The sequence below is a fragment of the Oscillospiraceae bacterium genome, assembly GCA_025758045.1.
GTDB lineage: Bacteria > Bacillota > Clostridia > Oscillospirales > Ruminococcaceae > Gemmiger.
This window is the reverse complement of record CP107208.1, coordinates 377,836-392,055: the sequence shown is the minus strand read 5'-3', so window position 1 is coordinate 392,055 and position 14,220 is coordinate 377,836. Positions and strand designations below refer to the sequence as shown.

The following is a 14,220-nucleotide window of genomic DNA, read 5'->3' as shown; positions in this document are numbered from 1 at the left end:
CAGGGGAGGGGACACCGTCATGTATGTGGATTGGGACTACTACAAAATCTTTTACTACGTGGCTAAGTACCAAAACTTTACCAAGGCTGCCCGCGTGCTGGGCAGCAACCAGCCCAACATCACCCATACGATGAACAAGTTGGAAGACCAGCTGCATTGCGTGCTGTTCATCCGCTCCAATCGAGGCGTCACGCTGACGCCGGAGGGCGAGAACCTTTACGCCCGCATCTCCTCCGCCGCCGTGCAGATCCAGGATGCCGAGGAGGAGTTGAGCGCCAGCGCCAGCCTTTCCCACGGCGCGATCAGCATCAGCGCTACCGAGACCGCGTTGAACATCTATCTGTCGGAGCAGCTGCGGGGCTTTCACGCCCAGTACCCCGGTATCCGGCTGCGCATCACGAACCACTCCACCCTGCAGGCCGTGCAGGCGGTAAAAAACGGCGAGGTAGACTTTGCCGTCGTTACCACCCCTGCCGAGACCGGCAGTGACTTGAAACGGGTCGCGCTGATGCCCTTCAATGAGATTTTGGTCGGCGGCCCCAGCTTTGCTGAGCTGGCCGGGCGCACCCTCGCCCTGCAGGCGTTGACCGCCTACCCGCTCATCATGCTGGAAAACGGAAGTATGAGCCGCATCTTCTATCGCCAGTTTTTCTTAGAGCATAACGCCGAACTGAAACCCGACATCGAAGCCGGCACCACCGACCAAATGCTGACGCTGGTGCGCAGTGACCTGGGCCTGGCCTTTGTGCCGGAGCCGATGGCCCGCGGCAACCTGCATCGCAAGCGCATTTTGCAGATGAATTTGCAGGAGGCTATCCCGTCCCGCTCGGTTTGCCTGGTCTACGACCCCCGCCGCCCGCTGAATACCGCCGCGCGGGAGTTCCGCCACCAGCTGTTGGAATCAGCGAAAAACAAGCAAAAGTAAACAAAAAGCCAGCCGCGCCTGCATCGCTGTGCACACGATACAGGCGCGGTTGGCTTTCCTTGTTTTTTGGGGGTAACAGGGTTAGGAACGCAACACGCTCTGCAGGCTTTCCAGGGCTGCAAGGCGTGCGCTGATGGCAAATACACTGGCGGCGTGGGTCAACTCTTCTGACCGCGCGTCCGCAGGAATGATACGCGCCAATACGGTGCTGTGGTCGATGGCATCGAACCGAACACCCGCCTGGCGGCAAAGCTCTACAGTACGGGAGGCGCAGCCCGGCATGGTAGCCAGGGCGGCAACCGCATCCTCTACCGGGGCGGGCTGTGCAGCGCCGGTATCGCTGAGTTCTTTGCCCAGCACCGTGCCGAAATGCCGTGCCGCGCGGCGGCTTTCGCTTTTGCCAAAGGTATACTCGGCGGTCATATCCAGCTCCAGTGGCTCCCGCACAAAATCGGTATAGCGCCGGGTCAGCTTCGTGTATTCCCGCTGCAATTCTTTCTTCGTTAACTCCGTATAACGCATTTTCCCACTCCTCTACCTTTTCAGGTCCGAGAACCATTATAGCGGGGACCGGCACCTGTGTAAAATGTATTATGCGTATAACTGACATACAAAATTTGTATAACTGCACACCCCGGCAAAAGTGTGCTATACTAAAAACCAAATCATGCATTTATGATAATAAGGAGAGTGTGACCATGACCTTGCAGCAGCTGCGGTACGTGACCGCCATTGCAGAGACCGGCACTTTAAGCGAAGCCGCCCGCCGCTTTTATATTGCCCAGCCCAGCCTGACGGCCTCGCTGCGGGAACTGGAGGAGGAGCTTGGCCTGACAATCTTCCGCCGCACCAACCGCGGTGCGGTGCTGACGCCGGAAGGTGAGGAGTTCCTAGGCTATGCGCGGCAGGTGCTGGCCCAGATGGACTTAATGGAAGAAAAGTACCTGGGCGCGGCGCCGGTCAAGCATCAATTCTGCGTGTCCACCCAGCACTACTCCTTTGCAGTGGAAGCCTTTGTGGAGCTGTTGCGGGAGTACGGCGGCCCGGAGTACGACTTCCGCATCCGCGAGACCCAGACCTACGAGCTGATCGAGGATGTGGCCCTATTGCGCAGCGAGGTCGGCGTGCTTTACTTAAATAAGGATAACGAGACCGTCCTGCGCAAGGTCATCCGGGAGCATGACCTGCAGTTTACGCCGCTGTTTACGGCCAAGCCGCATGTATTTGTCAGCGCGTCCAGCCCGCTGGCGGCCAAGCCCGCCGTCACGCTGGACGACCTGGCCCCATACCCGCGCCTTTCCTATGAGCAGGGCGAGCACAACGCCTTTTATTTTTCCGAAGAAATTTTAAGCACCCGGGACAGCAAAAAAGACATCCTCGTCAGCGACCGCGCCACGCTGTTCAACCTGCTCATCGGCCTGAACGGCTATACCATCTGCAGCGGCGTCATCAGTGAGTCATTGAACGGTCCCAATATCGTGGCCGTGCCCCTGCTGGTGGACGATGCCATGCAAATCGGCTACCTGACCCACAAGCAGGTCCAGCCGGGGCTGTTTGGCAAACGGTATATTGAGATTTTGCAAAAGCGCACAGCGCAATAAACCGTGGTATAGCTTTAACCTATATCAAACCCACAAAAGCCGATATTTTACAACGAGCGCATCGTGCTGTATACTGTACCTATCGACGAATACAATAAAATTTCACATAGAGAGGTACATAACTATGGCTACACTGCGCTCCCCGTTCCGTTACGATTTTGTGGGCAGCTTCCTTCGTCCGCAGGCTATCAAGACCGCCCGCGCCGAGTTCAAGGCCGGCGAGATCACCCGCGAGCAGCTGACCGCTGTGGAAAATGAACAGATCACCCTGCTCATCGAAAAGCAAAAGCGCGCCGGCTACCACGCCATCACCGATGGCGAATTCCGCCGCAGCTATTGGCACCTGGACTTTATGTGGGGCTTTGCCGGTATCGACGAGATCGAGCTGGACCACGGCTACTACTTCCAGGGAGAGGAAACCACCCATGGTTCCATCCGCGTCAGCGGCAAAATCAGCGGCGAAAATCATCCTTTTGTCGAGCATTACAAGTTCGTTAAACAGTTCGAGGACGAAAACTGCATCGCCCGACAGACGATGCCTGCTCCCGCCCAGCTGCTGGCCGAGCTTTACCGCGAGGATAACGGCAAAAACACCGTCGCTGTTTACCCCGACCATGAGCAGCTGCTGCAGGACATTGCCGCCGCCTACCGCACAGTCATCCGTGACCTGTACAATGCAGGCTGCCGCAGCATCCAGTTCGACGACTGCACTTGGGGCATGTTCTGCGACCCCAACTATCAGGCCTTTATCGCCCAGGCAGGCGTCAAGCTGGAAGACCAGGCCAACGAGTACCTGCGCCTGAACAATCTGGCTTTGGAGGGCCGCCCTGCTGACTTGGCTCTGACCACCCATGTCTGCCGCGGCAACTATCACTCCACCTGGGCCAGCCGTGGCGGCTACGCTCCCATTGCACCCATCCTGTTTGCCCACGAGAACGTGGACGCCTTCTACCTGGAGTTCGACGACGAGCGCTCCGGCAACTTTGAGCCGCTGCAGTACGTGGCCGAGGGCAAAAAAGTCGTGCTAGGCCTTATCACCACCAAGTCCCCGCGGCTGGAGGATAAGGCTGCCGTCATCGCCCGCATCCACGAAGCCGAAAAGTACATCCCGCTGGATCGCCTCTGCCTCAGCCCGCAGTGCGGCTTTGCCTCCTGCGAGATCGGCAACAAGCTGACCGACCTCGAGCAGTGGAACAAACTCAAACTGGTGAAAGAGATTGCTGAGGAAGTCTGGGGTAAGTAACAGACATCCCCGAAACTAAATACAAAGACGCACCCTGTTGTCCGGTGAAACTACCCGACAGCAGGGCGCACTTTGTTATACAGATATTTTATGGATGGCGAAAGTCAGCGCGTTTTACAGATCACTGCTTTTTAGTTTATCGATCAGCTTTGCATAAACGTGGGTGACAAACCATGGCTCGGTGGACTTTGCCAACGCTTCTTCAGGCGTGAACCAGGCCACGCCGCTGTTTTCGTCTTCCTTTATAGATACGGCCTCATCGGAGTCGGCCTCCAATAGGTAAGTGACGTTTAAATGCAGGTGGCTGGATACATACTGCCCCTTTTTGACATGCCCGTCCACAGTGAGGGATTCCAGCGAATAGATGTCCGGTGATACAGGACGCACATTGGCAATACCGGCTTCCTCTTTGACTTCCCGCAAGGCTACCGCCAGCAGGTCTGTCTCGCCGTCCGCGTGCCCGCCCAGCCAGGACCAGGAATTGTATATGTTGTGGTACACCAACAGCACCTTGCGGCGGTCCCGGTTCACCACCCAGGCCGAGGCAGTTATGTGTGCCACCTTATTCTGCCGCGTAAAGGCGTCATCATGGTCCCGTATCCAATGCAGGATCAGTTCCCTGTCGGCGGCCTCCTGCTCATTATAAGGTATATAGGCGGCAATTTGGTTCAGAAGTTTCTCACGTGTCATCTTGGCGGCACTCCTTTATAATAGGTATATCCCCATTATAAAGCAGAAATCCGCCGTGTAAACCAGATCATTTGCGGGAACAACAGGCAAAATATGTACTAATGTTGTGAATATATGATGAACATCAAAATAAAACCACCGCAAATAGTATATTCTCGTGAGAATATCCACCACATATAAGTTTAGAATTCAATTTTGTTGAAATTTGGAAAAATGTGTTGACAAACGCTTACGGCGGTGGTATTATATACAAGCTGTCCGGCGGGACACCCCGTAAGGACAGCACAGCAGGACCTTGAAAATTGAACAAAACTGAAACTTGTGGAACCTTGAACGTGGGTCTGGAAACCCACGATAAACAATTCCAAATTTACAAGTAATTCATACAGGACGCAAGCGATTGTGTCTGAGTGATTACAGAGATTTAACGCTTTTAAATGGCGATTAAATACCATTTATAAAGAGTTTGATCCTGGCTCAGGACGAACGCTGGCGGCGCGCCTAACACATGCAAGTCGAACGGAATCAAGAGGAGCTTGCTTTTCTTGATTTAGTGGCGAACGGGTGAGTAACGCGTGAGTAACCTGCCCTGGAGTGGGGGACAACAGTTGGAAACGACTGCTAATACCGCATAAGCCCACGGATTCGCATGGATCTGCGGGAAAAGGATTTATTCGCTTCAGGATGGACTCGCGTCCAATTAGCTAGTTGGTGAGGTAACGGCCCACCAAGGCGACGATTGGTAGCCGGACTGAGAGGTTGAACGGCCACATTGGGACTGAGACACGGCCCAGACTCCTACGGGAGGCAGCAGTGGGGGATATTGCACAATGGGGGAAACCCTGATGCAGCGACGCCGCGTGGAGGAAGAAGGTTTTCGGATTGTAAACTCCTGTCGTTAGGGACGATAATGACGGTACCTAACAAGAAAGCACCGGCTAACTACGTGCCAGCAGCCGCGGTAAAACGTAGGGTGCAAGCGTTGTCCGGAATTACTGGGTGTAAAGGGAGCGCAGGCGGACCGGCAAGTTGGAAGTGAAATCCATGGGCTCAACCCGTGAATTGCTTTCAAAACTGCTGGCCTTGAGTAGTGCAGAGGTAGGTGGAATTCCCGGTGTAGCGGTGGAATGCGTAGATATCGGGAGGAACACCAGTGGCGAAGGCGACCTACTGGGCACCAACTGACGCTGAGGCTCGAAAGCATGGGTAGCAAACAGGATTAGATACCCTGGTAGTCCATGCCGTAAACGATGATTACTAGGTGTTGGAGGATTGACCCCTTCAGTGCCGCAGTTAACACAATAAGTAATCCACCTGGGGAGTACGACCGCAAGGTTGAAACTCAAAGGAATTGACGGGGGCCCGCACAAGCAGTGGAGTATGTGGTTTAATTCGAAGCAACGCGAAGAACCTTACCAGGTCTTGACATCCGATGCATAGTGCAGAGATGCATGAAGTCCTTCGGGACATCGAGACAGGTGGTGCATGGTTGTCGTCAGCTCGTGTCGTGAGATGTTGGGTTAAGTCCCGCAACGAGCGCAACCCTTATTGCCAGTTACTACGAAAGAGGACTCTGGCGAGACTGCCGTTGACAAAACGGAGGAAGGTGGGGATGACGTCAAATCATCATGCCCTTTATGACCTGGGCTACACACGTACTACAATGGCGTTTAACAAAGAGAAGCAAGACCGCGAGGTGGAGCAAAACTCAGAAACAACGTCTCAGTTCAGATTGCAGGCTGCAACTCGCCTGCATGAAGTCGGAATTGCTAGTAATCGCGGATCAGCATGCCGCGGTGAATACGTTCCCGGGCCTTGTACACACCGCCCGTCACACCATGAGAGCCGGGGGGACCCGAAGTCGGTAGTCTAACCGCAAGGAGGACGCCGCCGAAGGTAAAACTGGTGATTGGGGTGAAGTCGTAACAAGGTAGCCGTATCGGAAGGTGCGGCTGGATCACCTCCTTTCTAGGGAGTCAGACGTTCAGCTAAAGCTGGTCTTTGGCTGAACGGACAGGAAAGCAAGTTTCAGTATTGTTCAATTTTGAGGGCCGTGCAAACGGAGCCTCAAAGCATAAGGGACACAGCGAAACCCGAAACGTGAAGAACGCGGGGGTATAGCTCAGTTGGGAGAGCACCTGCTTTGCAAGCAGGGGGTCAAGGGTTCGAATCCCTTTATCTCCACCATTTGGGCTGATAGCTCAGCTGGTTAGAGCACTCGGCTGATAACCGAGAGGTCGATGGTTCGAGTCCATTTCAGCCCACCACTGGTAATCCAGTGCGCTGGGTTACCCAAAACCTTATGTGATGTACCTTGAAAACTGAATATAGAACTGCGAAATGAGATTTTATTAGCTATGTAAAATTCCTGATTTTAATAAAAATCTATAATTTCACCAAGCGGAACTGAAGCTTAGCAATAAGCGACAGTAAAATGGTAAAATCTCGTTGGCAAATGGAGAATCTGAAATAAAGATATGTTTTGCGAAAGCGAAACAACGGTCAAGCTACAAAGGGCGCAAGGAGAATGCCTTGGCACTGGGAGCCGATGAAAGACGTGATAAGCTGCGATAAGCCTTGGGGAGGAGCAAATATCCATTGATCCAGGGATTTCTGAATGAGGAAACTCACCGAAGCTCATACTTCGGTACTGCACACTGAATCCATAGGTGTGTGGGGGGAACCGCCTGAACTGAAACATCTAAGTAGGGCGAGGAAGAGACATCAAACGAGATTCCGTTAGTAGTGGCGAGCGAACGCGGAAGAGGGCAAACCGGAAGGAGAAATCCTTCCGGGGTATGGACCGCTTTAAGGACTTAAGTTGCTAGCTGAATGGCATGGGAAGGCCATCCAAAGAGTGTGAGAGACACGTAAGCGAAAGTGACGAGAGCTGCGCGAGTTCCAGAGTACGGCCAGACACGTGAAACCTGGTCGGAAGATGGGGGGACCACCCTCCAACCCTAAATACTACCCAGTGACCGATAGCGTATAGTACTGTGAAGGAAAGGTGAAAAGGACCCCGGGAGGGGAGTGAAAGAGAACCTGAAACCTTGTGCCTACAAGCACATAGAGCACATCAACGTGTGATATGGTACTTTTTGTAGAACGGTCCGGCGAGCGATTGTATGTTGCGAGCTTAAGCGCTTAAGGCGTGGAGGCGTAGCGAGAGCGAGTCTGAAAAGGGCGTTCAGTAGCATGCAATGGGCCCGAAACCGGGTGACCTACCCATGATCAGGCTGAAGTGAAAGTAAAATTTCATGGAGGGCCGAACCGACCTCCGTTGAAAAGGCGGCGGATGAATTGTGGGTAGCGGAGAAATTCCAATCGAACTCGGAGATAGCTGGTTCTCCCCGAAATAGCTTTAGGGCTAGCCTCATATTAGATACCCGGAGGTAAAGCACTGAATGGCCTAGCGCCCGAGAGGGTAGCGAAGCCTATCAAACTAAGAATGCCGGAGTATTGATGTATGGGAGTCAGACAGTGTGAGATAAATCTCATTGTCAAAAGGGAAACAGCCCAGATCTACAGCTAAGGTCCCAAATTGTATCTAAGTGGAAAACGATGTGGAAATACGCAGACAACCAGGATGTTGGCTCAGAAGCAGCCACTCATTTAAAGAGTGCGTAATAGCTCACTGGTCGAGCGTCTCTGCGCGGAAAATTTAACGGGGCTAAGATACAAACCGAAGCTTAGGCTGCACGTAAGTGCGGGGTAGGGGAGCGTTGTGTAAGCGGAGAAACAGTAGCGTAAGCGGCTGTGGAGTTTACAGAAGTGAGAATGCCGGAATGAGTAGCGCGAATGTGGTGAGAATCCACATGGCCGGAAACCTCAGGTTTTTGGAGGAAGGTTCGTCCGCTCCAAGTTAGGCGGGAGCTAAGGTAAGGCCGAAAGGCGTAGCCGATGCACAGACGGTAGAGATTCCGTCCCCACCGAAAGACTTAAGCACAGGGACACTTTCAGAAGGTCGGAGCCAGGTGTTGGTTCTGGTAGTGATCGAGGGAAATATAGTACCGAAGTCCGGCTGGAAGAGAGGCGAGAAAAGCTGTGTGTATGTTTAAGGTGCCCGTACCGCAAACCGACACAGGTAGGTAGGAAGAAGATTCTAAGGCCAACGGGAGAAGGGTTGTTAAGGAACTCGGCAAGTTGACCCCGTAACTTCGGAATAAGGGGTGCTCACGAGAGTGAGCCGCAGAGAATAGGCCCAGGCAACTGTTTACCAAAAACACAGGTTTGTGCTAAATCGAAAGATGACGTATACGAGCTGACGCCTGCCCGGTGCTGGAAGGTTAAAAGGAGATGTGCAAGCATTGAATTGAAGCCCCAGTGAACGGCGGCCGTAACTATAACGGTCCTAAGGTAGCGAAATTCCTTGTCAGGTAAGTTCTGACCCGCATGAAAGGCGTAATGATCTGGGCACTGTCTCAACAGCCCGCCCGGCGAAATTGTAGTACCGGTGAAGATGCCGGTTACCCGCGACAAGACGGAAAGACCCCATGGAGCTTTACTGTAGCCTGATATTGGGTTTCGGTGTTGCATGCACAGGATAGATGGGACGCTGGGAAAGAGTCGCTTTGGCGATTCTGGAGCGGACGTTGGGATACCATCCTTGCGACATTGGAATTCTAACCTGCGCCTCTGAATCGAGGCGGGGGACATTGTCAGGTGGGCAGTTTGACTGGGGCGGTCGCCTCCTAAAAAGTAGCGGAGGCGTTCAAAGGTTCGCTCAGCTTGGACGGAAACCAAGCTAGAGAGTGCAAACGCAAAAGCGAGCCTGACTGCGAGACTGACGGGTCGAGCAGAGACGAAAGTCGGAGTTAGTGATCCGGTGGTATGTGAGTGGAAATGCCATCGCTCAACGGATAAAAGTTACCCTGGGGATAACAGGCTGATCTCCCCCAAGAGTCCACATCGACGGGGAGGTTTGGCACCTCGATGTCGGCTCATCGCATCCTGGGGCTGAATTCGGTCCCAAGGGTTTGGCTGTTCGCCAATTAAAGCGGTACGCGAGCTGGGTTCAGAACGTCGTGAGACAGTTCGGTCCCTATCTGTCGTGGGCGCAGGATATTTGAGAGGCGCTGTCCCTAGTACGAGAGGACCGGGATGGACGAACCTCTGGTGCACCAGTTGTCACGCCAGTGGCACAGCTGGGCAGCTATGTTCGGATCGGATAAACGCTGAAAGCATCTAAGCGTGAAGCCGGCCTTAAGATAAGATATCCCACTGAGTCAATCAGGTAAGACCCCTTGAAGACTACAAGGTTGATAGGCACAGAGTGTAAGCGGAGTGATCCGTTCAGCTAGTGTGTACTAATAGGTCGAGGGCTTGACCCCATCTTTAAAAGATACTCTATTTGCTAAAGCAGTTCGATATTCAGTTTTGAGGGTACATCCTCAGAAAAAAGAGACGGTCGGTGTCGATGACGGTGAGGTTCCACCTGTTCCCATTCCGAACACAGAAGTTAAGCTCACTCGTGCCGAAGATAGTTGGCTGGAGACGGCCTGTGAAAATAGGTAGATGCCGACTTCTCTTTTAAGCAAAGCGCCTTATCCCGCAAGGGATAGGGCGCTTTTGCTTTTTGTTTCGTGATTTGTGATAGGGAATATGGAGATAGTAGGGACGCACACTATGCGTCCGCAAAGCGAGTGACAACGCAAATCCGCGGGTGAACAATGTTCGTCCCGACGATGTGCAATTACGAAAAAGGACATCTATTTTACCGTGAATCTCTTTACAATATAAAATTGTCGATTTATAATAATGACAATATACGTGCTGCATAATTTCTCCGAGTTTCACATTTTTGGGCTGCCTAGGTATCTGGAATCTGCCTGGCTTTCAAATGTGGGCAGGGCTTTGCTTTGCCAAAATGGAGGAATACGACGATGATTCGTAATACGGCTGTTACTGTATGTGGCCCGCTAAATGTAAACAAATTGGGCGTTACCTATGTGCATGAGCACCTGATGGTAAAACCCCAGCTGCCGGATGAGTATTATATCCCTTATACGCTGGATGACGAGGCGGCTTCGACGGAGGAGACCCGCAGTTTTTCCGCAGCCGGGGGTGAGACCCTGGTGGAGATGACGCCGATCAACTACGGCCGCAACGTAAAGGCCTATCAGCGCATTGCGCAGGCTACCGGTGTGCATGTTATCTGCTGCACAGGCTTCCACAAACAGCTGTTTATGCCGCCCTGGTTTGGCGATAAAACCGACGGTGAGCTGTATGATATTCTGATGGACGAAGTGACGAATGGCCTGGATGACACCGAGATCCACCCGGGTGTTATCAAGCTGGGCACCAGCTTTGAGGAAGTGACCGCCGCCGAAAAGCGCTCCATCGAGGCAGTGGCCCGCGTACACCGCGACACGGGCATCCCCATCAGCACCCACTGCGACAAGGGCACAATGGGCATGGACCAGCTGCGCCTGCTGGAAAAACACGGTGTCGATCCGAAGAACGTGCTGCTGTGCCACATTGACAGCAAGATGGATACGGACTATGCCATCCGGCTTTGCCGCGAGGGCGCTACCATTTGCCTGGACCATGTTGGCCGAGAACTGCAGGATCGCGATTCCTTTCGCGTGCGGATGGTCACGGCGCTGGTGGAGGCCAGCTGCGTAGACCACGTGACCCTGGCCGGCGATATGGGCAAAAAGAACTATCTGCCTGCCTACGGCGGTAAGCCCGGCTTCACCTATATCCTGACCGACCTGAAGGCGGAACTGCTGCCTTACATCGGCGAAGAAAACTTCCACAAAATGATGGTAGAGAACCCCAAACGAATTTTCGCCTGGAAATATAACGACTAACATAGAAAAAGGAGGGGCAGCAATGGCCACTCTGACTGAACTGATCCGACAGGAAGACCCCAAACGCCCCTATACCGATGAACAACTGGCCCAGATGTTGCAGCTGCGCCGCGAACAGGTAGTGGAACTGCGGCGGATCAACGGCATTCCTAACTCTTGGATGCGGCTGCGCCCGGCGCTGGTGGTAGAGATGCAGAAACTTCTGGAGCAGGAGCCGGGGCTTTCGGATCGGTCGCTGACCCTGCGGCTGAACGCGATGGGCTACAATGTCTCGCGCTATCTGGTAAAGGAACTGCACAGCAATTTGCCAGAAAAAGAAGCCGAGCCGCAGCCTGAACCGGCCGTAGAAATCACCACGCAAGAGGAAACCGAGGGCACCAACGTGTTTGCCGGGATGATCGGCTACGACGGCGGCCTGAAAGCGCAGATCCATCAGGCGAAGGCGGCGGTATCTTATCCACCCAACGGCCTGCACACACTCATTATTGGTCCGTCTGGTTCCGGCAAAACGTTTCTGGCAGAGAATATGTACCACTATGCGGTGCAGCAGGGCCTGCTGGCGCCGGATGCCCCCTTTGTCTCCTTCAACTGCGCCGATTACGCCGACAATCCGCAGCTGCTGAACAGCCAGTTGTTTGGCTATGTGCGCGGCGCGTTCAGCGGCGCCAACGCCACTAAGGACGGCCTGGTGCAGAAGGCAGACGGCGGCATCCTGTTTTTGGATGAGATCCACCGTCTGTCCGGGGAAGGGCAGGAAATGCTTTTCTACCTGCTGGACAAGGGCAGCTACCGCCGACTGGGCGATTCCGGCCCGGCACGTAAGGTCAATGTGCGGCTGATCGCCGCTACCACCTCTTCGCCGGAGTCGGCCCTGCTGCTGACGTTCCGCCGCCGTATCCCCATCGTCATCTCGATGCCCGGCATCGCTGACCGCCCGATGGCGGAGCGGTTTGCCGTGCTGCAAAGCATCTTTGCGGGGGAGTACAAGAAGATCGACCGCAAGCTGGTGGTGGAACGGGAGGCCGTGCGCATCTTATTGCAATATGATTGTCCCGGCAACATCGGCCAGATGCAGAGCGACATCCAGGTCTGCTGCGCCAACGCGTTTTTGGAGAGCGTCTCCAAGCAGGAAGACACTGTTTACATCCGTGCCGAACTGGTGCAGCAGTTGATCTCGGCAGGCAGCCTGACCCGTTTGCTGGAAGTGGAAAGCTGTTATGATCGGCAGCTGGTCTTCCCGCAGGTGGAGGACGACGCCAGTCAAACGCTGGATAAAATGTACTACCGACTGAAAGAAATTGCCGAGGAAGACTGCACGCCTGAAGCGCGGATGAAAGCCCTGCAGACCGTACTGCTGGGCCGCGTGCTGCCGCAGAACAACCTGCACAATAACAACACGGCGAAATCGCTGGAGCAGGAGCGGCAGGAAGTGCGCAAGGTCGTGCTGGCTGTGCTGGCCGAGATGCGGGACAGCCTGAATTCCTGCCGCAAGGACTTTGAGGACGCGTTAGTGCTCAGCCTGACCACGGATGTGCCCCAAAACGCCAACGGTGCACAGATTTCACTGGCGGAAAAGTACCCGGCTGAGATGGAGCTGGCCCAACAGTTTATTGACCGTTTCCGCGCCAAGCGGCCCTGCAATATAAGCGACTACAAGCGGCAGATGCTCACCCTGTGCCTGGTGGCATTCTCGGCCCGCAAGATGGAGCGGCGCATCCGCATCATACTGATGGCTCACGGCCAGGTCGGCCCGGCCATGGCTGAGGTCGTGAACCATGTGCTGCAGGACGACAACGCCATCGGCTTCTCCATGGGCTGGGACGAGCCCAACGAGCAGGTGTTGGAGCGCGCCATCCGTCTGGTCCAACAGGTGGATGAGGGGCTGGGCTGCCTGCTGCTGGTGGATATGGGTTCGCTGGCGTCCTTTGCGCCGGAGATTTCCCTGCGCACCGGTGTCAGCGTGCGGTGCGTGGCCCGCGTGGATACGCTGATGGCGCTGGACGCCGTGAACCGGGCCAGTTTCCGGGATAAATGCACGCTGGATGAACTAGCGGATGCGCTGGAAATCGGTCGTCTGCACGCCGGATTCTCCGATCTGGAGCAGCGTACCGGTAAGCCGTCTGCGATCCTGACGGTCTGCATCACCGGCGAGGGTTACGCCCGCCGCATAGAGAGCTTCTTGAAAGCCACCGTGGTGGAGTGCAGCGACATCAAAATTGTGGATGTGGGCCTGCTGAACCGCGATGCTATGCTGGCCCGCGTGGAAGAACTGCGCCGGGACTACGACATCGTGGCCGCGGTAGGCACCATCAACCCGGAACTGCCGGGCATTCCGTTTTTGCCGATGAACTACATCTTCTCTGGCCGCGGCTCGATGGCGCTGACAAACCTGCTGGAGGCCCACTGCCAGCACAACAGCGGCATCGGCGATCTGCTGGACCCGCAGCTGATCCTTTGCGATGCAGATTTCCAGAACAAGAACGATGCGCTGGACACCATGTGCATGATGCTGATGGAGAAAGGCTGCGTCAAGCCGGAATTTTTGCTGAGCGTCTACAAGCGAGAGAACTTAGGCGTAACCTGCCTGCCGGGGCATATTGCCATCCCCCACGGCGAGCCCGCCTACGTCACAAAACCTGCCATCTGCGTCGCCAAAATCTGCCATCCGTTGGACTGGACGGGCGGATTTGTGGCTGAAATTGTTTTTTTGTTTGCGCTGGACGAAAAATGCCAGGGATTTGTACAAAATTTCTGCGATATTATTAAAGACGAAAATTACGTAAAGAAGTTATTATCTGCAAAAAATGCCAAGGAGATCTACGATTTCCTAAAATAGGATCAAATTCTGCCAGAAAGTTGGCACGTAACTTGCTACATATATGGGTGTAAGGGTTCCAGATCCCTTGCACCCACATTTTTGTATTGGAGCAAATGCAGCACTACGGTACA

7 protein-coding genes, 2 tRNA genes and 3 rRNA genes are annotated in these 14,220 nt (G+C 54.3%); 10 read left to right on the top strand and 2 right to left on the bottom strand.

Annotated features, from left to right (window positions below; genetic code table 11):
* The first annotated feature begins 19 nt into the window (after positions 1-19).
* A complete protein-coding gene (locus tag OGM81_02005) occupies positions 20-925 on the top strand; it encodes a LysR family transcriptional regulator (protein UYJ43945.1) in 906 nt (301 codons plus the stop codon).
* Between the two features lie 81 nt (positions 926-1,006).
* Here OGM81_02005 and OGM81_02000 read toward each other — a convergent pair whose 3' ends face one another.
* On the bottom strand, positions 1,007-1,447 hold the full coding sequence (locus OGM81_02000; GenBank protein UYJ43944.1) for a hypothetical protein: 441 nt from the start codon (positions 1,445-1,447) through the stop codon (positions 1,007-1,009).
* Positions 1,448-1,623: 176 nt separating this feature from the next.
* Here OGM81_02000 and OGM81_01995 point away from each other — a divergent pair, with 176 nt between their 5' ends.
* On the top strand, positions 1,624-2,526 hold the full coding sequence (locus OGM81_01995) for a LysR family transcriptional regulator (GenBank protein ID UYJ43943.1): 903 nt from the start codon (positions 1,624-1,626) through the stop codon (positions 2,524-2,526).
* A gap of 124 nt (positions 2,527-2,650) precedes the next feature.
* Complete coding sequence (locus OGM81_01990; protein UYJ43942.1) at positions 2,651-3,769, top strand: 5-methyltetrahydropteroyltriglutamate--homocysteine S-methyltransferase; 1,119 nt, start codon at positions 2,651-2,653, stop codon at positions 3,767-3,769.
* A gap of 114 nt (positions 3,770-3,883) precedes the next feature.
* On the opposite strand, the gene OGM81_01985 is transcribed toward OGM81_01990, so the two are convergent.
* Positions 3,884-4,459 carry an NUDIX hydrolase gene (locus OGM81_01985; protein UYJ43941.1) on the bottom strand — a complete coding sequence of 192 codons (576 nt, stop codon included), beginning with the start codon at positions 4,457-4,459 and terminating at the stop codon, positions 3,884-3,886.
* Positions 4,460-4,913: 454 nt separating this feature from the next.
* On the opposite strand from OGM81_01985, the gene OGM81_01980 reads away from it, so the two are divergent.
* From OGM81_01980 to OGM81_01950, 7 genes are all read left to right on the top strand, one after another.
* Positions 4,914-6,427, top strand: a 16S ribosomal RNA gene (locus OGM81_01980).
* Positions 6,428-6,570: 143 nt separating this feature from the next.
* A tRNA-Ala gene (locus OGM81_01975) sits at positions 6,571-6,646 on the top strand.
* A gap of 3 nt (positions 6,647-6,649) precedes the next feature.
* A tRNA-Ile gene (locus OGM81_01970) sits at positions 6,650-6,726 on the top strand.
* Positions 6,727-6,959: 233 nt separating this feature from the next.
* Positions 6,960-9,789, top strand: a 23S ribosomal RNA gene (locus OGM81_01965).
* 76 nt (positions 9,790-9,865) lie between these two features.
* Positions 9,866-9,982, top strand: a 5S ribosomal RNA gene (gene rrf, locus OGM81_01960).
* Together the 16S, 23S and 5S rRNA genes with 2 tRNA genes alongside form the textbook arrangement of a ribosomal RNA operon.
* Positions 9,983-10,341: 359 nt before the next feature.
* Positions 10,342-11,271 carry a hypothetical protein gene (locus OGM81_01955; protein UYJ43940.1) on the top strand — a complete coding sequence of 310 codons (930 nt, stop codon included), beginning with the start codon at positions 10,342-10,344 and terminating at the stop codon, positions 11,269-11,271.
* Positions 11,272-11,293: 22 nt separating this feature from the next.
* On the top strand, positions 11,294-14,107 hold the full coding sequence (locus OGM81_01950; protein ID UYJ43939.1) for a sigma 54-interacting transcriptional regulator: 2,814 nt from the start codon (positions 11,294-11,296) through the stop codon (positions 14,105-14,107).
* The last annotated feature ends 113 nt before the right edge of the window (positions 14,108-14,220 follow it).